Below are 19,802 nucleotides of genomic sequence, written 5' to 3'. Positions count from 1 at the left end.
TTCATCCTTAGCAATAATGCGCGATACGATCGACGCTAATATCCAGGGTGCTGTTGATGTCCTTTTGCCACCAGTTGTGCGGCGAGAAAATTTCTAATTCCACCGCGCCGTTAAAACCGGCGTTTTCCACTAGCCGACGAATCGAGGGAATATTAATGACGCCGTCTCCCGGCATACCCCGGTCGTTGACTAGATCGGTGGTCGGCACCAGCCAGTCTGAGACGTGAAAGGCCAGAATGCGCTTTCCCGCCCGCAGGATCTGATTCGCGAGGTCCGGGTCCCACCAGACATGGTAAACGTCCACCGCTACGCCCAGGCCGTATTCGCCATCGGGATCGAGTTCGTCGCACCAGTCCAGCGCCTGACGTAATGTGCACAGGCAGGAACGATCGGCAGCGGTCATCGGGTGCAGCGGCTCCAGTGCGATGGGCACGCCCACGTCTCTGGAGTGAGGTAGCAGCTGACGGATACCGTATTTCACCTGCTCCCGCGCTTCGTATAAATCTTTACTTCCCCGTGCAAGCCCGCCGACCACCTGCATATAGCAGGCGGCGCTCAGGGTGGCGGCATCGTCAAGCGCCCGACGGTTATCGTCGATGGCGAGTTTACGTTCCGACAGGGTTGGGGCAGTGTAATAAGTACTGCGGCAGAATCCGGACACCGCCATGTTATTTGCCGTCAGCTGACGGGCGATGTCCGCTAAATTTTCACCGGCAAGCTCTCTTCTCCACGGCGCTATAGCGCCGATACCACGTTCCGCGCAGGCATCAATAATGGCGGGTAAGGGCGTTTTATAGCCGAGCGTCGCGGTGTTGATGCTGAACAGATCGGGACATTGCAACAGATCTCTCATTATTCAACCTCAGAAACGCGGCATGCTCAGGCCGCCGTCAATGGCCACGGCCTGCCCACAGGTATAGATCAGCCTACCTTCCGCCATGGCGCGTACGGTTGAAGCGATATCTGCCGGGAAACCCCAGCGGCCCCAAGGTACCAGCCCTTTGGCAATCAGTTCGTCATAGTAGGCGGTAGCGGGCACCGTCATTTCGGTTTTAATCAAGCCTGGGCGGACTTCATAAACGCCGATTTGCTCATCGCACAGGCGGGCGGCAAACAGACGGGCGGCAGCGGAAACGGCGGTCTTGGCCATCGTGTATTCGCCGCGATTCATTGCCAGCATGATGGCGTTAATTGAGCTGACGAAAATAATCGAACGATGCGGGAGTTCATTTTCCGGTTTCGGCTGCGCCAGCAGGCGCTTGCTGAACGACTGGGCGAGAAAGAAGGGGGCACGGGTGTTGACGGCAATGTTTTCGTCAAAGCTGTCCGGCTGCATGTCGAGGATATCGCCCCGTTTTTTGACGGAAATCCCGGCATTGTTCAGCAGGCAATCGAGGCGGCCCCATCGATTTTGCGCGGCGTCGAGCATCTCTTCGTGCAGCGACAGGTCGGCAATATCCGCCGGGAAACAGATGACTTCTGCGCCTTCAGCAATGCACTCCTGCCGGGTGGTTTCCAGCTTTTCAACGCTTTCAGCATCCGGGCGATCGTTAATTAAAAGATTGAATCCTGCGCGGGCCAGTTCAAGCGCACAGCCCTTGCCAATGCCGCGAGCGGCTCCGGTAATAACGGCAACGGATTTATTTGATCTCATTTGTAACCTCACAGTGAATAGGGATGACCTGGTGGCATCAAAATGCATCTGGAACACTAAAAGATCAACCATCTAGTTGGTTGGTTTGTGAGGGCGATCACCAGACTGTTAATAACTTATTGAATTATATTGTTTTAATTCTTTTTTACTGAATAGGGTTAAAATTATCGCTATGATAGGCATCGCGAAGGGTGAATGGGGAAGCGGAATGTATCTTGATACCAGCAATGCGCAAAGCCTGAAAGAAAAGCTTCTTTTAAGCGCTGTCAATGAATTTGCCGAATATGGCTACGAAGGTGCCAGAGTCGATAATATCGTCAAAGCGGCAGATTGCAGTAAACAGACCGTGTATCACCACTTCGGCAATAAAGAAAATTTGTTTATCGAAGTCCTCGAATATACCTGGAACGATATTCGTCAGAAAGAAAAAAGTCTGGATGTATCAGGGCTTTCCCCTGACAAAGCCATTGAAAAAATCATTGATTTTACGTGGGACTACTACATTGAAAACCCGTGGTTTCTCAAGATTGTTCATAGTGAAAACCAAAGCAAAGGCGTTCATTATGCAAAATCAACGCGCCTGCCGGAAATTAACCATTCGCATCTGCAATTGATGGCTTCGCTGCTCGATGAAGGGAAGCAACAAAATATCTTCAAAGCCGATATCGATCCGCTCCAGGTTAATATTAGTATTGCCGCCCTCGGGGGGTATTACTTAATTAACCAACATACGTTAGGGTTGGTTTATCACATCAGCATGGTTTCGCCGCAGGCTCTGGAAGTCAGGCGTCGGGTCATAAAAGAAACGATTCTAAGCTGGCTTCTTGTGACGCCTGACTCTCTTAACGGACGCGAATAAAGCTGCCGTTCGACTGGCGGGTAAACAGCACCTGCTGGCCGCCGCCGGTATCGATGGTCAGCCCGGTGACTACGCCATTGGCGTTCTGACGGATCTGTACCGTCTGCCCGGTTTGCAGTGAGCTTAGCGGTTTTCCTGCGCCTTCCACCTGGGCCATGGCGTAAACGTCGGTCGGCGGCAGGTTGTGGTCGCGGAACAGCTGCGCGAGAGTTTTCCCCGATTCAATGCGGTAGGTCCGCCACTGCTGCTCGATGCCCGGCGTCGACTGCGGCTCCTGATACGGCTGGGAAGCGGCCTGCTGCTGCGGCTGATCCGGCTGCTCATCCTGAATCGGCTCCGGCGCGACCGGCGCCACCTGATCGGCATCGTTCACGGGCGGCGTATTGGTGATGGGCGGCAGCGGGACAGCCTGATTACCGGAAGAGGGCTGCGACTGGGATTGCAGGTTGAGATTCGCCTCGCGGCTGGCCTGAACCTCGCTGCTGTTATCCTCGGAAGGGAGCAGAACGCCGATAATCACCAGCAGCGCTCCGGCAATAATGCCCCGGCGGTGCATCGGCGGTAGCGGATCCATGAGGCGAAAATGATCCGGGGCGTGCCAGATCTTCGCCAGGGTAGATGTCAGTTCAAAGCGCCCGGGCATGGCTTTCCTCCTGCTCCGCATATTTTTATCCTGCTCTCTCTAGAGTATAGATGGCTAACTTCCTGAAGGACGAGACAAAGCTATGTTTCGTGAGGTTAACCTTATCCCTCTATTGTTTCTGTTTCCCTTAGATTTGTCATCATCCAGGCGACAAAGTTTTACCCGTCGTGCTATGGCTGATATGCTTCCCACCTCTTTTCTCTGCTCATTGTCTTTTGCATTTTGGAAGCCAGAGAGCATGAGAGCCCCCACGAAAAAAGGAACAAAGATGGCAACCCCAACTTTTGACACGATCGAAGCACAGGCAAGTTACGGTATCGGCTTGCAGGTTGGACAACAGCTGAGCGAGTCTGGCCTGCAGGGGCTGCTGCCGGAAGCGCTGGTCGCGGGTATTGCTGACGCGCTGGAAGGTCAACAGCCGCAGGTGCCGGTGGAAGCCGTTCACCGCGCGCTGCGTGAAATCCACGAACGCGCTGACGCCGTGCGTCGCGAGCGTTTCCAGGAAATGGCCGCGGATGGCGAGAAATACCTGGAAGAGAACCGCGAGCGCGAAGGCGTGAACAGCACCGAATCTGGCCTGCAGTTCCGCGTACTGACCCAGGGTGAAGGCCCGATCCCGGCGCGTACTGACCGCGTTCGCGTCCACTATACCGGCAAACTGATCGACGGTACCGTCTTCGATAGCTCCGTCGCGCGCGGCGAGCCGGCTGAATTCCCGGTGACTGGCGTAATCGGCGGCTGGATTGAAGCGCTGACCCTGATGCCGGTAGGTTCCAAATGGGAACTGACCATTCCGCACAGCCTGGCCTACGGCGAGCGCGGCGCGGGCGCATCCATTCCTCCGTTCAGTACCCTGATTTTTGAAGTTGAACTGCTGGATATTATCTAAACAGCAGGTGCTTCCTCTCCCGCAGGGGGGAGGAGGCCGCTTTAAATAGTGTAAAACCCTTAAGTTATGAATTTGCTGGAACTTTATATTGCATATCGGCTTAATGGGTGTATTTTTGTGAGCTGTTTCGCGTAACCGGAGTGATATAACACTCACTTTAAACATAAAATTAACATTATATCTAAATCATAGTATTCATCCCTCCGATTCTTACCTAATATCGATAAACCCTCGTTCCAGGGTTAAGACGAATGAAGGGCCAGTAGAGCCCGAACAACACAGACAGGTACAACAGGAAAAATCACATGGTAGATCAGGTAAAAGTCGTTGCCGACGAACAGGCTCCGACTGAACAATCGCTGCGGCGAAATCTCACTAACCGGCATATTCAGCTTATCGCTATCGGTGGCGCGATCGGCACCGGGCTGTTTATGGGCTCGGGTAAAACCATCAGCCTTGCCGGGCCGTCAATTATTTTTGTTTATATGATCATCGGCTTTATGCTGTTTTTCGTCATGCGCGCCATGGGTGAATTACTGCTGTCGAATCTTGAATATAAGTCGTTCAGCGATTTTGCCGCCGACCTGCTGGGACCCTGGGCAGGCTATTTTACCGGCTGGACCTACTGGTTCTGCTGGGTGGTCACCGGGATGGCGGACGTGGTGGCGATCACCGCCTACGCGCAGTTCTGGTTCCCGGGACTCTCCGACTGGGTCGCCTCGCTGGCGGTCATCCTGTTGCTGCTGGGCCTTAACCTCGCTACCGTGAAGATGTTCGGCGAGATGGAGTTCTGGTTTGCGATGATCAAAATCGTCGCTATCGTGGCGCTGATCGTCGTCGGCCTGGTGATGGTGATGATGCACTTCCAGTCACCGACCGGCGTGGAAGCCTCTTTCGCCCATCTGTGGAATGACGGCGGCTGGTTCCCGAAAGGCATCAGCGGATTCTTTGCCGGCTTCCAGATCGCGGTCTTCGCCTTCGTGGGCATCGAGCTGGTGGGAACCACGGCGGCGGAAACCAAAGATCCTGAGAAATCTCTGCCGCGGGCGATTAACTCGATTCCAATCCGCATCATTATGTTCTACGTCTTCGCGCTAATTGTGATTATGTCAGTGACGCCGTGGAGCTCAGTGGTGCCGTCGAAGAGCCCGTTCGTCGAGCTGTTTGTGCTGGTGGGGCTGCCGGCGGCGGCGAGCCTGATCAACTTCGTGGTGCTGACCTCGGCGGCCTCTTCCGCCAACAGCGGCGTGTTCTCCACCAGCCGTATGCTGTTCGGTCTGGCGCAGGACGGACAGGCGCCAAAAATGTTCGCTAAGCTGTCGAAGCGTGCGGTACCGGCGAAAGGCCTGACCTTCTCCTGTATGTGCCTGCTGGGCGGCGTGGTGATGCTGATGGTCAATCCGAGCGTGATCGCGGCGTTCACCATGATTACCACGGTGTCGGCGATCCTGTTTATGTTCGTCTGGACGATTATCCTGTGCTCGTATCTGGTCTATCGCAAAAAGCGCCCGCAGCTGCATGAGCAGTCCAAATACAAGATGCCGCTGGGCAAACTGATGTGCTGGGTGTGCATGGCCTTCTTCGCCTTTGTGCTGGTACTGCTGACGCTGGAAGCCGATACCCGCGAAGCGCTGATGGTGACTCCGCTGTGGTTTGTGCTGCTGGGGGCGGGCTGGCTGTTTGCCGGCAAGAAGCGTCTGGCGAAATAAAAAAATGTTCGGGAGAGATTTTTAACGTTGCTTGCAGCGGCCCGTCATAAAAAAGGCCACCCGGGGTGGCCAATAAGACTGACAATGTCGAGGGCGCCTGCGGGCGCCTTTTTTATTACTTTCCGGCGAGGGCACGCGGGAACAGCACGTTATTTTCGAGGCTGATGTGCTCCATCAGGTCATCAATCAGTTCGTTGATGCCGTTGTACATCGCTTTCCAGGTGGTGCAGGCTTCCGGCGGAGGCGTCACGTTCTGCGTGATGTGCTTAATCACCTCCAGCAGCTCGCCCGCTTCATCATGCTCGCTTTCCATGACGCTGATAGGACCGCCGGCCTGCGTTCCCATGCCCTGTTTGATCATCGGGAACAGAATCTGCTCCTCTTTCATCATATGGCTGGAAAGCTCCTGGTGCAGCATGGTCAGATACTTGGTCAGGCCCTTCGGAACGTTGGGCTTGTCGGCATGAACGCGCTCGACTTTGGTGGCCTGTAAAATTAGCTCCGGCAGCTGCTCACGATGCCTGTCGTGATAGCGAAAGATAATGTGATCGATGATGTCCGCGTAGGGCGCAGCCCGCCAGTCGCGCTCCACCGGCTCTTCCGCCAGTTTAGCCAGCTCGGCTTCAATCACCGCGACGTCCAGCTCTTTGCGCGACGCCGCGCGCTCCAGCGTCTGTTTGCCGCCGCAGCAGTAGTCCATATCATATTGACGGAACAGCGCGGAGGCGCGCGGAATTGTCAGCGCCAGCTCGCCTAAAGGTTGGTCACGGAAAGCCATAGCAGTTACCTCGTCATCAAGAATATAAGTTGTATTTTAAATGCATCTTATTTTCCTGGGAATACCCCTTTGGGATACCTGGCTATTTTTTCTCGCTGACCAGCTCCTGCAGCGCGGGCTTTTCCGGGCGGGCACGCACCGCAGACACCACGCCGAGCACCAGCAGCAGGATACCGCTGAAGGTCAGAAGCGGCGGCAGGCTCTGGCGCAAAATAAAGGTATACAGCAGTCCGGCAAGGGTTTCGAAGACAATCAGCGGCCCGAGGATCACCGTTGGCAGACGCTGGCTGGCGACGTTCCAGCACCACGCGCCGACCCATGAGCAGAAGATAGCGATCGCCAGCATCAGGGTGACAAATACCGCCGGACGCGGACCGAAAGGCAGCGGAAAGTCCGCGTGCTGGCCGTGCAGCCACCCGCAGGCGATGAGATACCCGGCCAGCGATACCGGCAGGGTGACCAGCGCCTGGGCGGTAGCCCACATCATCGGCGGTTTGTCCGGATTTTCCCGCAGCCAGCGGGCATTGCGCAGTGCGTACCAGGCCCAGCACACTACCGAGATTAGCGCCAGCGCGATACCGGAGCCGTAGCGCCAGGGGCTGAAATCGGGTAAACCCTGATGCAGTTCGGCAATATTGACGCACGCGAGGCCGAGGGCAATACAGACCAGCGCCGGAAACAGGCGTCGCCACGGCAGCTTGCCGTCGCGCTGGCTATAGAGCAGGTTAGCGAAAACCGGCAGCACAACCGGCAGGGTGCCGATAATCATCGTGGAGACCGGCGCGCCGGTACGCTGAATCGCGCTGGCCAGGCAGACGTAATAGATTAAGTTACCCATCATGGTCAGCCCCAGCGCCGTCCACCAATCTTTCCCGGTGAGCTGGCGCAGCCGCGCGCGGCCCAGCCAGGCCAGCGGCAGGGCGATCAGCCCCAGCGCCAGATAGCGTCCCATCGACTGTAAAACCGCCGGGTATTCCGGCACCAGTAAAGGACCCACGAATATCAATCCCCACATCAGCCCTGCCAGCAGGGCGTACAGCACACCACTAATCATCACGCCTTCCATTACTCTTTTCGTTGCCGACAGTGTAGGCGAGGCAAAAGCGGGAATATTGTATGAGGTTGCGCATTAGCGCGGGAGAACCTGCTTTTGATAACGCACCGGCGTAATGCCGTAGCGGCGGGTGAACGCGCGGGTCAGGTGCGACTGGTCGGTCAGTCCGGCGGCGAGGGCGACGTCGGCGGCGGGCATGCCGTGGGTGAGAAACGCTTTGGCGCGCCACAGGCGAATCGCCATCAGCATCTGGTGCGGCGTGACGTGAAAGTGCGCTTTGAACTGGCGTTGAAAATGGTATGGGCTGAGCGCTGCCACCTGCGCCAGCTCATCGAGGGTGACCGTACGCATATAGTTATCGTGCAGATAGTCGCGTACCCGCTCGAAGCGGTGACGGGCCTCGGGCAGCGCAGCGGCGTGATGGGCAAACGGACGGAAGGTATCGATTAGATCCAGCAGCAGACCCTGCTGCGCCAGCGGATCGTCGGTATGCCACAGGCCATAGATAAGATTGCCGATTTGCCGGGAGCGCAGCGGATCCTGGCGAACCACCTCGCTGAACCACCAGTGGCGTTCGCCGGTCACTTCTTCCAGCGTATCCGGGTCGAGATAAATCATCCGATAGCGCCAGCCGTCGGCGGTTTCCGCCTCGCCGGTGTGCAGCTCATCGGGGTTCATGGTGACGATAGAGTTGACCGAAGCCACGTGCTGGCTGCCCCGATAGCGAAAACGCTCGGCGCCGAGCTCGATCGCGCCGATACCAAAGGCTTCATGGGTGTGCGGTTCAAAGGCGTAGCGGGATATATGGGCATGATATAGCTCAACGCCGGGCAGCTGCGCCAGATGGCGGAAGCGCGCGCTGTCTCTTTCATCATTAAACTGTTCCGGTACGCCTTGCATGCGATAACTCCCGACGGACATCCTTTTATTATTGAGGATGGCCCGCCGGGATGCTACAAAAATTAACCACTATGTAACAGTTACAGAATGCCTTTGACGCTCTCTGCCAGCGTCGTGGTTGGGCGACCGATGAGCTTACTCAGAGTGCGGCTGTCGTCGAACAGACCGCCTTTGGAAGCGCCGGTATCGGAATCCGCCAGCATATCCGCCAGACCGGCAGGCAGCCCGACGCCCTTCAGCGCGGCGGCGAAGTCGGCTTCGCTGAGGTTTTGATACACCACATTTTTACCGCTTTGTTTGCTCAGCTCTGCGGCGAGTTCGCTCAGCGTCCACGCCTCATCGCCCGCCAGCTCGTACACTTTTCCGGCGTGGCCCTCTTCGGCGATAACGCGAGCGGCGGCGGCGGCGTAGTCTGCGCGGGTCGCGGAGGCGATTTTGCCGTTACCGGCCGCGCCGATAAACACGCCGTGCTCAATCGACGGCGGCGCGCTGGCGAGATAGTTTTCGGTGTACCAGCCGTTACGCAGCAGGGCATATGCAATGCCGGAGTCGGCGAGCATTTTCTCGGTGGCGATATGCTCATCCGCCAGCCCCAACGGAGAGGTATCGGCGTGCAGCAGGCTGGTGTAGGCGATAAATTTTACGCCGGCGGCTTTCGCGGCGTTAATCACGTTGCGGTGCTGGACGGCGCGCTGGCCGACTTCGCTGGACGAGATCAGCAGCAGTTTGTCTACGCCCTGCAGGGCGGCGGTTAGTGCGGCTTCGTCGCCGTAGTCGGCCTGACGAACCACTACGCCCTTTTGGCTCAGCGATTCGGCCTTCGCCGGGTTGCGCACGATAGCCACAACCTGGTCTGCGGGTACGGTAGTTAACAGATTTTCCAGGACGTGCTGGCCAAGCTGGCCGGTTGCGCCGGTAATTGCGATCATAGGTCTTCTCCTTCGTGTTCATTGGCAGTTGTGGTAAGCTAACACCTTAACTAACTTTTAGTAAGTACGTACAAAAAGGTAAGTATGAATATGGCGAATCTGACGCTGAGCGAGCAGCTACGCAACGGCAACCTGTTTGCCGAACAGTGCCCCTCGCGGGAAGTGCTCAAGCATGTGACCAGCCGCTGGGGCGTGTTGATTTTGGTGTCTCTGCGCGATGGCACCCATCGGTTTAGCGATCTGCGGCGTAAGATCGGCGGCGTCAGCGAAAAGATGCTGGCCCAGTCGCTCCAGGCGCTGGAACAGGACGGCTTTCTTAATCGCGTATCCTATCCGGTGGTGCCCCCGCACGTTGAATATAGTCTGACTCCGCTCGGTGAGCAGGTAAGCGAGAAGGTGGCGGCGCTGGCGGACTGGATTGAACTGAACCTGCCCGTGGTTCTGGCGAACCACGGGCAGGTAGCCTGAGGGTGATGCCTGGGTAGCCCCGGTAAGCGTAGCGCAACCGGGGAAGGGGCAATTACTGACTCAAATCCAGCTGATAAATGGCAAAACCGATATCGTCGGTGGCGACCTGACGCATTGGGTATTGCGCTTTCTCTTTGATAAACGCCGCGGCCTTATCGCCCGGAGAGGTTTCAAAGCGAATATCCAGCGGTACGCTGCTGTGGATCGGCGCCAGGCGCCAGTTGTTATCCGCCGCAGGATGGATCTCGCCGTTTTTCTTCGACTCCGCGCCAATCCACGCCGCCAGCACCGAGCGGTTTTCATCCGGTGAGGCGAACGCGATATGATCTTCGCCGGTGCCCTTGAATTTACCGCCGTAGGCGCGGTAGTTGTTGGTCGCGACGAGGAAAGTGGCGTTCGCATCGATCGGCTTGCCGTTAAAGGTCAGATGCTTAATTCGCTCGGCCTGCGGATTGACGCTGTTGCATTCGCCGTCGTAGCGCGCCGGCTGGGTGATATCAATCTGGTAGTTCACGCCATCAATGACGTCGAAGTTGTAAGTGCGGAAGCCGTCCCAGTTAATCAGCGACTGCGGCTTGCTGCTGGCGGGGTCAATCTGATTGAACTGCCCGGCGGAGCACTCCAGCCACTCTTTCACCTCTTTACCGCTCACTTTCATCACCACCAGGGTGTTGGGATACAGGTAGAGATCGGCGGCATTGCGGAAGGTGAGCTGACCTTTTTCCACTTCCACAAAGCTGGCCGGATCGTTTTTCCGTCCGCCGACTTTAAACGGCGCGGCGGCGGAGAGTACCGGCAGCTTCGCCAGATCCGGGTCGCCCTGAATATAGTGCTCCACATAGGCTTTCTGGGCCATGTTGACTACCTGTACGGTCGGGTCGTCCTGCACCAGCGCCAGGTAGCTGTACATATTATCCGAGGATTTACCGATCGGTTTGCCGACAAACTCGCGGGTGGCGTCATGGTCGGCTTTTAATACCGCCACCATGTTGCTGTCTTCTGCCGCCAGCGATTTCTTCGCCGCCGCATCGTAGATCGGGCGCGCTTCGGCTTTCGCTGCGCTGACCTGCCATTTGCCGCTGTCGTTGTTCAGAACCAGATCGACCACCCCAAGATGATCGCCCCACATGCCCGGCATCACCGCCGGTACGCCGTTCAGCGTACCTTTAGCGATATCCGCGCCTTTAATACCGGCAAAATCTTTGCTCGGGAAGACGGCGTGCGCGTGGCCGAACATAATGGCATCGACGCCGGGCACCTGGCTTAAATAGTAAACGGAGTTCTCCGCCATCGCCTGATACGGGTCGGCGGAGAGGCCGGAGTGGGCAATGACCACGACCACGTCCGCGCCTTTTTCACGCATTTCCGGGACAAATTTGCGCGCGGTTGCGGTAATGTCGTTGACGGTGACTTTGCCGCTGAGATTGGCTTTATCCCATGTCATAATCTGCGGCGGTACGAAGCCGATATAGCCAATACGCAGCGTCTGCGTTTTGCCGTCGCTATCCTGAACCTGGGTATCCTGAATCAGATAAGGCGTAAACATCGGTTTGCCGGTTTTGGCATCGATGATATTGGCGTTCACGTAGGGGAATTTCGCGCCGGCCAGCGCTTTGTGCAGGAAGTCGAGCCCGTAGTTAAACTCGTGGTTACCGAGGTTCCACACCGCATAGTCCAGGGTATTCATCGCTTTATAGACCGGGTGAACATCGCCCTCTTTCAGCCCCTTCGCCGCCATATAGTCGCCCAGCGGGCTGCCCTGAATGACGTCGCCGTTATCGACCAGCACGCTGTTTTTGGCTTCCTGGCGTGCTTTTTCAATCAGGGTTGCGGTGCGCACCAGGCCAAATTTTTCCGTGGCGCTGTCTTTGTAATAGTCAAAGTCCATCATATTACTGTGCAGATCGGTGGTTTCCATGATCCGCAAATCAACCGTCGCCGCATTTACGCTGGCGGCGATCAGCGTGGCCAGCAGCGTTGCGCTAAACTTAATCATCAGTGGCGTCCTTTTTTATGAGCAATGGCACAGAAGAAAATGTATTTACATTCTGTTGCTTACAGAAATGTGAATCATGCCAGAAAAGCGATGAATGAAACCGCCATCGTTATCACAGATAGCGGAACTCACAATGATGCGATATAAATAAAACAACGAGTTAACGCCACTGTAACCAGACGAGGTGGAGAATGTTAGAACAAGTATGTCAGCTTGCACGGAACGCGGGCGATGCCATTATGGAAGTTTACGATGGAAAACAGCCGATGGACATCGCCAGCAAGAAGGACGATTCTCCGGTCACGGCCGCGGATATTGCGGCGCACAAGGTGATTATCAGCGGCCTGCTGGCGCTGACGCCCGATATTCCGGTTCTGTCGGAAGAGGACCCGCCGGCCTGGGAGGTGCGCCAGCACTGGCAGCGCTACTGGCTGGTGGACCCGCTGGACGGCACCAAAGAGTTTATCAAGCGCAACGGCGAGTTTACCGTCAATATCGCTTTGATTGAAAACGGGAAACCGATCCTTGGCGTGGTCTACGCGCCGGTGATGAAGGTGATGTACAGCGCGGAAAAGGGCAAAGCATGGAAAGAGGAGTGCGGCGTTCGCAAGCAGATTCAGGTCCGCGATGCGCGTCCGCCGCTGGTGGTGATTAGCCGCTCCCACGGTAATGACCCGGAGCTGCAGGAGTATCTGGAGCAGCTTGGCGAACACCAGACGACCTCAATCGGTTCGTCGCTGAAGTTTTGTCTGGTCGCCGAAGGGCAGGCCCAGCTTTATCCGCGCTTCGGGCCGACCTCCACCTGGGACACCGCGGCCGGTCATGCGGTCGCCAGCGCCGCCGGGGCGCACGTTCACGACTGGCAGGGGCGTACCCTGGATTACACGCCGCGTGAATCGTTCCTCAACCCCGGCTTCCGGGTCTCTATTTATTAAGCAGCTTGTGCAGCAGGGCCACTACCTGCTGCACTTCCTCCTGGCTGAGCGCGCCGTCTTTAGCCCACTGTACGCGGCCGTCTTTATCCAGCACCACGATGGCCGAACTCTCTTCATTGAGCTGCCATGCTTTGCGGACCACACCGTTGCTGTCGACGATAAACTGCGACCAGGGGTAGAGCTGCTTGTTGCTCTCAATACTGCTGCGGACAAACACGCCTGAACCCGGGATAGCGTCATCGGTATTAACGATGGTGGTGGTTTGATAGCGATCGTGCGGGAGCTTCGCGCTCTTAATGGCTTCAATCAGAGTGGCGTTTTTTTCTTTTGCCGACGAGCGCCCGGCAATATGCTGCACGACGCGCACTTTCCCCGCCAGCTGCGCGCTATTCCAGCTTTTATAGCTAAACTTATCGTTATTCAGCACCAGCTCCCCTCGATCCGCGACGCCGACCGGCGCAACGCGCTGACCGTCGACAAAGTTGTGCGCCGAGGCGATCAGCGGGAACAGGAGACATGAAACGGCCAGTAATCTACGTAGGGTCATGGTGTTTCCTTTTATTATCTTTGCAGGTGATCCGACCACTTGGTCTTCTTTAATCATAAGTGCGATTTATGCGCATTACCCGCAATGATGGTGCCAGTTTGCGTGTTAACGCACAAATTCGTCCAAAATCGGCGACTTATACTATCTTCATCGGATGCCTGAAACGAAAACTCTGAATTATTGTCATCATAAGGTAAATAAACTTATACATACTGGGTATCACTCAGATTCTGGACTATAGTTTCAGGGCACTAAAATTTGCGCTTCCGGTACGTGGGCTAACTGTGGCACCACAGGAGCGTAACCCTGGCAGGAGACAACAATGAAAATTTTCCAACGCTACAATCCGCTACAAGTAGCGAAGTACGTGAAGATCCTGTTCCGTGGACGTTTGTATATCAAGGACGTTGGCGCTTTTGAGTTTGATAAGGGCAAAATCCTTATCCCGAAGGTGAAGGACAAGCTGCATTTGTCGGTGATGTCCGAAGTCAATCGTCAGGTTATCCGTCTGCAGACAGAGATGGCATAATCTGAAAAGTGGTATGGCTACACGGTAAAAAGGCGGCTCCCAACGGGAGCCGTTGATGTTTCTGGACCTACCCCTTCATTTCCGCATAGCGTTTGCGGTACTCGCCCGGCGGAATGCCGTTATGCTTGCGGAAAATGCGCGTGAAATAGACCGGGTCTCCATAACCTACCGACAGGGCGATTTTGTTAAGCGGCAGCGACGTGGTTTGGATCAGCCACTTTGCGCGGTTAATGCGCTGCGCCTCGCGCCAGGCGTAAACCGTTTGCCCCAGTTCATTTTTGAACAGATGCGCCAGCCGGGAGGGGGAGATAAAAACCATCGCCGCCAGGTTCTCAATCTTAATCTCCTGGGCAATATGTTCGTTAAGATAGTCGCATACGGCGTTAATCCGCGGATCGTGGGCGTGGCGGTTGCTGATCGGCTGTCGCTGAAAGCAGCTCAGGATCAGGCGCTCCAGCGCGTTCATCGCCAGCGCCTCCGACAGCGGGGCGGAAGCGGAGTGATGGCGGATGACCTCATAGAACAGATCGCGCAGGCTTTGCAGCTGCTCAGGATCGTTGACCGTGGTTTTGCCGATACCGTGCGCTGTTTGATCCCACTTTAGCCAGTCTATCCAGTAGGGGCGAGGGATAAAGTAGATCCATAAGTGATCCCAGTAGTCGCTGTGTTCGTCCCGTCCATAATGGTGGGGAACGCCGGGGGGAAAGAGCAGCAGGTCGTTTTCACGAAACAGAAGAGAGCCGTCGCCCGCTTTCGCGCGCGCCTGGCCGCGCAGGGTCAGATTGATGATGTAACCTTTCATTCCCTGCGGGCGGTTAATGTAGTAGTCCAGCTTTGAGCCACGGGTGATGGGAGTAAAGCCGGCGACGACCCAGGCGTTGAAGGTAAAGGTCTTCATCAATGGCGAGAAGTTCAGTAGCTCATTGATATCCAGTTCCATCGTTTCCCCCGCCCGAGTGCCGCCGCTCGCTTAACTTTCGATGATACTAAATTCCCATGCCCTGAGACGCAACGGCTGGCCGCAGTGAACTTTTTCCCCGCTCAGCAGCGCGTTACCCGATGTCTCGCTGATAAACGCCAGCGGATCGCCGGAGTAGTTAAACAGGAAGTGGATGCTATTGCCGTCGCGGTTGCGCATCTTTTTGACCACCAGCGGATAGCGGTAGGCCGAGGTGCGTGAACGCAGATCCAGACCCGCCGTCAGCCGGTCGAACAGCTGACTAATCAGCGTTTTTTGCGGCAGGAAGCCAACGTAAATCGCCCGGCCCTGGCCGTAATCCGCCTCGGTGGCGGCGGCAAAATCGCTCCATGCCGGATGCTGATAGCGCAGTAGCGTACGGGTACCGGCGTCCGGCGTCAGCAGCTCCATCCACAGCTCGGCCTGGTTATCTTTACTGCAATCAATGTCCGCGCTGCACGCGCTTACCGTCGTCTCTTCCGGCAGGGTGAACTGGCTGTAGCTCACGCCGCAGCTTTCGCGCAAAACTCCCGGCTGCGCGCCGCTGCGCACCTTCACGTTTTCATCGCTAAAGCCCGATTTAAAGCCGATCAGCGCTCTGCCGCCCTGTTCAATATAGCGGTTAATGCGCGTAAGCAGGCCATCATCCGCGGCGTAGAGTCCGGGTACGATCAGCACGCGGTAGCGCGCGGTTTCCTCGTTAACGTCGTGAATAATATCGAGGCTGATATTGTGGTCGTACAGCGCATCGTGGAAGCGGCGGAAAATATCGTTATAAATATTGCCCTGCGCGTCGCCGGGGCGGAACTGGTTGAGGGCGTCCATCGCCTCATTGCTGATCAGCAGCGCGACGTCGTTTTCCGCCTTCAGCTCCGCCAGCTGCGGCGACAGGCGGGCGAAGTCAGCTCCGATAGTGGTGGCCTCCTGCCAGGTCGCGTTGCGCGAAAAGTCATGGCTTAACAGCCCTTTCCAGTAAGTTTCGAACGCATTATGAATCGAATGCCAGTGCCAGTAGGAGACCATCGCCGCTCCCGAGGCCACGTGGCTAAAGGCCTGCAGGCGCAGCTGGCCAGGATAAGGGGTCCACTGGGCAAAGCCTTGCGCCTGGGTTTCCAGCACGAAGTAGTTGTTGCCCTGCTTGAGCGAGCGCGTAATGGCGCCGCCAAACGCGATTTCCCGCCCGGTCAGGTGCTTCTGGCTCGGGTGATAGATATCGACACCGGCAATATCCAGCGCCTGCGCCGCCGCAAAATGGTCGACTCGCGGCTGCACGCCGTAGGAGTAGCCGCGCCATTCAAAATCGAAGTTGTGGGTGACGAACTGATGCGGCTGGGCATATTCGCGCACGATCTCCGCCTGCCAGGCGAGATACTCCGTCACCTGCTGGCGCTGGTAGCGAGAGAACGCGCAGGCGAGGCTGGCGTTAATGGTATTCTCGACCGGCGGAAAATCCTGCCAGCTATCAATACGGTTGCTCCAGTAGTCCAGACCAAAATCGTTATTCAACCGGTCGAGATCGGGGTATTTTTCTCGCAGGCTGCGCACAAACCCCTCTTGCATATAGCGGCCGATATTATCGTAATGCTTGGTTTCATTATCCAGCTGCCAGCCAATAATTGCCGGATGTCGCTGCACGTGCGCCATTAGCGTACGAATAATCTTTTCGGCATAGCGGCGAAAGGTCGGGTTGACGATATCCATAATCTGGCGCGGGCCATATTTTTGCTGGCCATCGACGGTGGTGACCAGTATGTCCGGATGTTTAGCCGCCAGCCAGGTCGGGACGGCGTAGGTCGGCGTCCCGATAATCACCGCGATCCCCGCCTCATACATGGCATCCAGCACCCGGTCGATATGATAGAAGTTATATTCGCCCTCCCGGGGCTCGAGCGTACTCCAGGTCGATTCGGCAATGCGCACCACATTAATGCCCGTTTCCTGCATTAAGGCGATATCTTTCGCCAGCCGATCTTCCGGCATATATTCATCGTAATAGGCCACGCCATAAAATAAATCAGACATACAGGTTACCTCCTTAAATTAATGCGCGGGCGCCGGCTGCGGGGCAAAAGCGCGCGCTTTATCCAGCGTAATAAATGAAATCAGCGTAAAGCACAGGGCGATACCGCCGAGCACGATATAGCTGCTGGTAAAGCCCATGCTCTGGTACATATGACCGATGCCGGTAGAAAGGAAAATAGAGCTAAAGCTTTTCGAAAACTGGAAGCCGATTAAATAAACCGTGGCTGATAGCAGCGGGTTGAAGTTGGCGGTGATATATTTCAGCGCGGCGACGAGTAATACTGAACTTTCAAAACCGTGCAGCAGTTTAATCAGGCTAATGGACACAGGACCCATAGCCCAGGCCGAGCCGATAATGCGCAGACTCATAATCATTCCGCAGTACAGCAGCGCATTTTTCGGGCCGATTTTATTCACGAACCATGGGGCGAAGAACATCACCACCGCATCAAGGAAAATCTGACCGGTGGTTAAATAGCCGAACACTTCCGCGCCGCGCGCTTTGCTCTCAAAGAAGTGGCTGTAATAGATGGCGAACTGCTGGTCGTAGGTTTCATATACTGCGCCGACGCCAATCGTGTAGATCGCGAAGAACCAGAATTTCTTCATTTTCAGCAGCGAGGCGGCGTCGCTCAGGGTAACCGGCGAGGCTTTACGACTCTGCATCGCGTCTTGTTTATGCGCGCTGATCTGCATTTTCCAGACAATGACCAGCAGGCATACGCCGGCGCAGCTGGCCAGCCAGAAAATCATGTTCTGGTCGATGCCGTAGAGCTTGCCTGCCGCGAAGGTGCCAATAGCCGCGCCAATGCCGCCAAACATTCTGGCGCGACCAAACTCAAAGCCGGAAGCGCGGCTGACTTTATCAATGTAAGCTTCGCAAATACCGCAGCCTGCGCCGTAGGCCATGCCAATATAAATACCGCCGGCCAGCGCCCCGAGAAAAACGTTAACTTTTAATAATGGCGCAAAGACGTAGATCCAGTAAGGGGCGAAAAGGGTAATAATGATGGCCAGCATCCACATCAGGTTTTTACGATAGACGAGCCTGTCGGAGATGAACCCGAATAATGGTTGAACGCAAACGGCAATAACCGCAGTAAAGGAATAAACCAGACCGACATCAGTGTAATTAATACCGATGGTTTCCGTTAACCACAATGATAAATAAGGATAGCAGCATCCCCAGCCAATAAAGAAGAACAGGAAGAACAGACAGCTTATATAGTAGTTTTTATTTGATTCTATCATGGTAACCCTCGCTTCCTTTATTCAGGAATATGATCGTGTAGTCGCGAGCAAAGTTACCTTTTTGCGAAGCGGGGAGTCATGAACGTTTCGCTATGGAGCAGTAAAAATCTGCTATCGCCCGAGGGGCGTGAGCCGCCTCACATTCGGGCAATAAAAAAGGCGGATTTTCATCCGCCTTATCGGTTCGTCAAACGCGTTACGCCGACTCTTTATCGCTATTCGCCGCGTCCGGTAGCTTGGGCACCAGCACCGTCGGCTTATTGTCGATACGGGTCACCAGCAGCTGATCGATGCGGTAGTTATCGATATCCACCACTTCGAACTTATAGCCGGAAAATTTCACCGCGTCGGTCCGCTTGGGAATTTTACGCAGCATAAACATCATAAAGCCGCCAATGGTCTCGTAATTGCCGGACTGCGGGAAATCATCGATATCCAGCACCCGCATCACGTCATCAATCGGCGTTCCGCCGTCGATGAGCCAGGAGTTTTCATCGCGCGCGACGATCTGCTCTTCCAGCCCCTGGCCGACGAGGTCGCCCATCAGGGTGGTCATCACGTCGTTCAGGGTGATAATCCCGACCACCAGCGCATACTCGTTCATGATCACGGCGAAGTCTTCACCGGCGGTTTTAAAGCTTTCCAGCGCTTCAGAGAGCGTCAGGGTATCCGGGACAATCAGCGTATTGCGAATCTGCACGCCGCCGGTCAGCACCAGGCTCTGGTTCGCCAGCACGCGGTTCAGCAGATCTTTAGAATCAACGTAGCCGATGATGTGGTCGATATCTTCGTTACACACCAGGAATTTGGAGTGCGGATGCTCCGCGACCTTATTTTTCAGGCTCTGCTCATCCTCATGAAGATCGAACCAGATGACGTTTTCACGCGAGGTCATGGATGAAGGCACGGTGCGCGATTCTAGCTCGAACACGTTTTCAATCAGCTCATGCTCCTGCTTACGCAGCACCCCGGCCAGCGCGCCGGCTTCCACGACGGCGTAAATATCATCGGAGGTAATGTCGTCTTTACGCACCATCGGAATTTTGAACAGGCGGAAGATGTTGTTGGCCATGCCGTTAAACAACCACACCAGCGGGCGGAAGATAAACAAGCAGAAGCGCATCGGGTTGATGATGCGTAAAGCGACGGCTTCAGGCGCAATCATACCGATGCGTTTCGGAGTCAGGTCAGCAAACAGAATGAACAGGCTGGTGACCAGGGTAAAAGAAATAATAAAGCTCAGCTGCTCGGAGAGCTCCGGCGACAGATAGCGGCTCAGCAGGCCGTAGAAAGCCGGTGAAAACGCAGCATCGCCGACGATACCGCCGAGAATCGCCACCGCGTTGAGACCGATTTGCACCACGGTAAAGAACATACCGGGGTTTTCCTGCATCTTCAGCACGCGTTGAGCGTTGATGTTGCCATCATCGGCTAGCAGCTTGAGTTTGATTTTACGTGATGCGGCCAGCGAGATTTCCGATATCGAAAAGAACGCACTGACGGCTATCAGACAGAGTATGACTAAAATACTGTTTAACATATCTTATCTGACCGTTGAGATCAGATCCTCGGAAGGGAAGTGGATAACGCTAAGTGGAATTCACAAAAAGCCGGTCCGAAGGCTCTGGACCGGCGATAGCACGGCGTAGTATAGCGTAAGGTACTGTAAAGCCGCCAGAGC

The 19,802-nt window shown here is 55.7% G+C and carries 19 protein-coding genes; 6 read left to right on the top strand and 13 right to left on the bottom strand.

Annotated elements, in window-relative coordinates; all coding sequences use genetic code 11:
* Nucleotides 1-7: 7 nt before the first annotated feature.
* Nucleotides 8-853 carry a sugar phosphate isomerase/epimerase family protein gene (locus tag ACE3MN_RS24155; protein WP_049129341.1) on the bottom strand — a complete coding sequence of 282 codons (846 nt, stop codon included), beginning with the start codon at nt 851-853 and terminating at the stop codon, nt 8-10.
* Between the two features lie 9 nt (nt 854-862).
* Nucleotides 863-1,654: a 3-ketoacyl-ACP reductase gene (locus ACE3MN_RS24150; RefSeq protein WP_102649957.1), complete on the bottom strand. Its 792-nt coding sequence runs from the start codon at nt 1,652-1,654 to the stop codon at nt 863-865.
* Between the two features lie 208 nt (nt 1,655-1,862).
* On the opposite strand from ACE3MN_RS24150, the gene ACE3MN_RS24145 reads away from it, so the two are divergent.
* Entirely contained in the window at nt 1,863-2,513 is a 651-nt protein-coding gene (locus tag ACE3MN_RS24145; RefSeq protein ID WP_049132175.1) for a TetR/AcrR family transcriptional regulator, read from the top strand.
* Here ACE3MN_RS24145 and ACE3MN_RS24140 read toward each other — a convergent pair.
* Nucleotides 2,497-3,156 carry a LysM-like peptidoglycan-binding domain-containing protein gene (locus ACE3MN_RS24140; RefSeq protein ID WP_004871078.1) on the bottom strand — a complete coding sequence of 220 codons (660 nt, stop codon included), beginning with the start codon at nt 3,154-3,156 and terminating at the stop codon, nt 2,497-2,499. The genes ACE3MN_RS24145 and ACE3MN_RS24140 overlap by 17 nt on opposite strands.
* A gap of 268 nt (nt 3,157-3,424) precedes the next feature.
* Here ACE3MN_RS24140 and fklB point away from each other — a divergent pair, with 268 nt between their 5' ends.
* On the top strand, nt 3,425-4,045 hold the full coding sequence (gene fklB, locus ACE3MN_RS24135) for an FKBP-type peptidyl-prolyl cis-trans isomerase (protein ID WP_004871077.1): 621 nt from the start codon (nt 3,425-3,427) through the stop codon (nt 4,043-4,045).
* Nucleotides 4,046-4,350: 305 nt separating this feature from the next.
* Nucleotides 4,351-5,754 (top strand): D-serine/D-alanine/glycine transporter, encoded by a 1,404-nt coding sequence (gene cycA, locus ACE3MN_RS24130; protein ID WP_024360266.1) that lies wholly within the window; start codon nt 4,351-4,353, stop codon nt 5,752-5,754.
* 115 nt (nt 5,755-5,869) lie between these two features.
* On the opposite strand, the gene ytfE is transcribed toward cycA, so the two are convergent.
* The 4 genes from ytfE to ACE3MN_RS24110 form a co-directional block, all read right to left on the bottom strand.
* Nucleotides 5,870-6,532, bottom strand: a complete 663-nt coding sequence (gene ytfE, locus ACE3MN_RS24125) for an iron-sulfur cluster repair protein YtfE (RefSeq protein ID WP_024360267.1) — start codon at nt 6,530-6,532, stop codon at nt 5,870-5,872.
* 82 nt (nt 6,533-6,614) lie between these two features.
* The gene (locus ACE3MN_RS24120; protein WP_004098010.1) at nt 6,615-7,586 is read right to left on the bottom strand and encodes a DMT family transporter; all 972 of its coding nucleotides are present in this window, start codon (nt 7,584-7,586) and stop codon (nt 6,615-6,617) included.
* Between the two features lie 75 nt (nt 7,587-7,661).
* Nucleotides 7,662-8,486 carry an AraC family transcriptional regulator gene (locus ACE3MN_RS24115; protein WP_024360268.1) on the bottom strand — a complete coding sequence of 275 codons (825 nt, stop codon included), beginning with the start codon at nt 8,484-8,486 and terminating at the stop codon, nt 7,662-7,664.
* An 80-nt stretch (nt 8,487-8,566) separates the two neighbouring features.
* The gene (locus tag ACE3MN_RS24110) at nt 8,567-9,415 is read right to left on the bottom strand and encodes an SDR family oxidoreductase (protein WP_024360269.1); all 849 of its coding nucleotides are present in this window, start codon (nt 9,413-9,415) and stop codon (nt 8,567-8,569) included.
* A gap of 90 nt (nt 9,416-9,505) precedes the next feature.
* Between ACE3MN_RS24110 and ACE3MN_RS24105 the strand changes: the two genes are divergently transcribed.
* Nucleotides 9,506-9,883, top strand: a complete 378-nt coding sequence (locus ACE3MN_RS24105) for a winged helix-turn-helix transcriptional regulator (RefSeq protein ID WP_004871067.1) — start codon at nt 9,506-9,508, stop codon at nt 9,881-9,883.
* Between the two features lie 52 nt (nt 9,884-9,935).
* On the opposite strand, the gene ACE3MN_RS24100 is transcribed toward ACE3MN_RS24105, so the two are convergent.
* Nucleotides 9,936-11,879 carry a bifunctional 2',3'-cyclic-nucleotide 2'-phosphodiesterase/3'-nucleotidase gene (locus tag ACE3MN_RS24100; protein ID WP_102649956.1) on the bottom strand — a complete coding sequence of 648 codons (1,944 nt, stop codon included), beginning with the start codon at nt 11,877-11,879 and terminating at the stop codon, nt 9,936-9,938.
* A 191-nt stretch (nt 11,880-12,070) separates the two neighbouring features.
* On the opposite strand from ACE3MN_RS24100, the gene cysQ reads away from it, so the two are divergent.
* Complete coding sequence (gene cysQ, locus ACE3MN_RS24095; RefSeq protein WP_004871063.1) at nt 12,071-12,814, top strand: 3'(2'),5'-bisphosphate nucleotidase CysQ; 744 nt, start codon at nt 12,071-12,073, stop codon at nt 12,812-12,814.
* On the opposite strand, the gene ACE3MN_RS24090 is transcribed toward cysQ, so the two are convergent.
* A complete protein-coding gene (locus ACE3MN_RS24090; protein WP_004871061.1) occupies nt 12,804-13,361 on the bottom strand; it encodes a YtfJ family protein in 558 nt (185 codons plus the stop codon). The two genes, cysQ and ACE3MN_RS24090, sit on opposite strands and share 11 nt — an antisense overlap.
* A 322-nt stretch (nt 13,362-13,683) precedes the next feature.
* Between ACE3MN_RS24090 and ACE3MN_RS24085 the strand changes: the two genes are divergently transcribed.
* A complete protein-coding gene (locus ACE3MN_RS24085) occupies nt 13,684-13,890 on the top strand; it encodes a DUF1107 domain-containing protein (protein ID WP_004128166.1) in 207 nt (68 codons plus the stop codon).
* 67 nt (nt 13,891-13,957) lie between these two features.
* Here ACE3MN_RS24085 and araC read toward each other — a convergent pair whose 3' ends face one another.
* The 4 genes from araC to ACE3MN_RS24065 all read right to left on the bottom strand — a co-directional run bounded on the left by araC (nt 13,958) and on the right by ACE3MN_RS24065 (nt 19,661).
* Nucleotides 13,958-14,830 carry an arabinose operon transcriptional regulator AraC gene (gene araC, locus ACE3MN_RS24080; protein ID WP_024360272.1) on the bottom strand — a complete coding sequence of 291 codons (873 nt, stop codon included), beginning with the start codon at nt 14,828-14,830 and terminating at the stop codon, nt 13,958-13,960.
* A 30-nt stretch (nt 14,831-14,860) separates the two neighbouring features.
* Complete coding sequence (locus ACE3MN_RS24075; RefSeq protein WP_049132171.1) at nt 14,861-16,870, bottom strand: beta-galactosidase; 2,010 nt, start codon at nt 16,868-16,870, stop codon at nt 14,861-14,863.
* Between the two features lie 18 nt (nt 16,871-16,888).
* The gene (locus ACE3MN_RS24070; protein ID WP_004871054.1) at nt 16,889-18,121 is read right to left on the bottom strand and encodes an oligosaccharide MFS transporter; all 1,233 of its coding nucleotides are present in this window, start codon (nt 18,119-18,121) and stop codon (nt 16,889-16,891) included.
* A gap of 196 nt (nt 18,122-18,317) precedes the next feature.
* Nucleotides 18,318-19,661: a hemolysin family protein gene (locus tag ACE3MN_RS24065; protein ID WP_004098030.1), complete on the bottom strand. Its 1,344-nt coding sequence runs from the start codon at nt 19,659-19,661 to the stop codon at nt 18,318-18,320.
* Between the last annotated feature and the right edge of the window lie 141 nt (nt 19,662-19,802).

Origin of the sequence: Klebsiella grimontii (assembly GCF_042137965.1) — a bacterium.
GTDB lineage: Bacteria > Pseudomonadota > Gammaproteobacteria > Enterobacterales > Enterobacteriaceae > Klebsiella > Klebsiella grimontii.
Note: the sequence above shows the minus strand (reverse complement) of the source record. Positions and strands in the feature narration are given on the sequence as shown.

Coding starts and splice junctions, on each gene's coding strand:
- ACE3MN_RS24115 (WP_024360268.1), bottom strand. CDS start 8,486: ATGCAAGGCGTACCGGAACAGTTTAATGATGAAAGAGACAGCGCGCGC.
- araC (WP_024360272.1), bottom strand. CDS start 14,830: ATGGAACTGGATATCAATGAGCTACTGAACTTCTCGCCATTGATGAAG.
- ACE3MN_RS24155 (WP_049129341.1), bottom strand. CDS start 853: ATGAGAGATCTGTTGCAATGTCCCGATCTGTTCAGCATCAACACCGCG.
- ytfE (WP_024360267.1), bottom strand. CDS start 6,532: ATGGCTTTCCGTGACCAACCTTTAGGCGAGCTGGCGCTGACAATTCCG.
- cysQ (WP_004871063.1), top strand. CDS start 12,071: ATGTTAGAACAAGTATGTCAGCTTGCACGGAACGCGGGCGATGCCATT.
- ACE3MN_RS24105 (WP_004871067.1), top strand. CDS start 9,506: ATGGCGAATCTGACGCTGAGCGAGCAGCTACGCAACGGCAACCTGTTT.
- ACE3MN_RS24100 (WP_102649956.1), bottom strand. CDS start 11,879: ATGATTAAGTTTAGCGCAACGCTGCTGGCCACGCTGATCGCCGCCAGC.
- cycA (WP_024360266.1), top strand. CDS start 4,351: ATGGTAGATCAGGTAAAAGTCGTTGCCGACGAACAGGCTCCGACTGAA.
- ACE3MN_RS24140 (WP_004871078.1), bottom strand. CDS start 3,156: ATGCCCGGGCGCTTTGAACTGACATCTACCCTGGCGAAGATCTGGCAC.
- fklB (WP_004871077.1), top strand. CDS start 3,425: ATGGCAACCCCAACTTTTGACACGATCGAAGCACAGGCAAGTTACGGT.
- ACE3MN_RS24085 (WP_004128166.1), top strand. CDS start 13,684: ATGAAAATTTTCCAACGCTACAATCCGCTACAAGTAGCGAAGTACGTG.
- ACE3MN_RS24075 (WP_049132171.1), bottom strand. CDS start 16,870: ATGTCTGATTTATTTTATGGCGTGGCCTATTACGATGAATATATGCCG.
- ACE3MN_RS24065 (WP_004098030.1), bottom strand. CDS start 19,661: ATGTTAAACAGTATTTTAGTCATACTCTGTCTGATAGCCGTCAGTGCG.
- ACE3MN_RS24110 (WP_024360269.1), bottom strand. CDS start 9,415: ATGATCGCAATTACCGGCGCAACCGGCCAGCTTGGCCAGCACGTCCTG.
- ACE3MN_RS24090 (WP_004871061.1), bottom strand. CDS start 13,361: ATGACCCTACGTAGATTACTGGCCGTTTCATGTCTCCTGTTCCCGCTG.
- ACE3MN_RS24120 (WP_004098010.1), bottom strand. CDS start 7,586: ATGATTAGTGGTGTGCTGTACGCCCTGCTGGCAGGGCTGATGTGGGGA.
- ACE3MN_RS24145 (WP_049132175.1), top strand. CDS start 1,863: ATGTATCTTGATACCAGCAATGCGCAAAGCCTGAAAGAAAAGCTTCTT.
- ACE3MN_RS24150 (WP_102649957.1), bottom strand. CDS start 1,654: ATGAGATCAAATAAATCCGTTGCCGTTATTACCGGAGCCGCTCGCGGC.
- ACE3MN_RS24070 (WP_004871054.1), bottom strand. CDS start 18,121: ATGATAGAATCAAATAAAAACTACTATATAAGCTGTCTGTTCTTCCTG.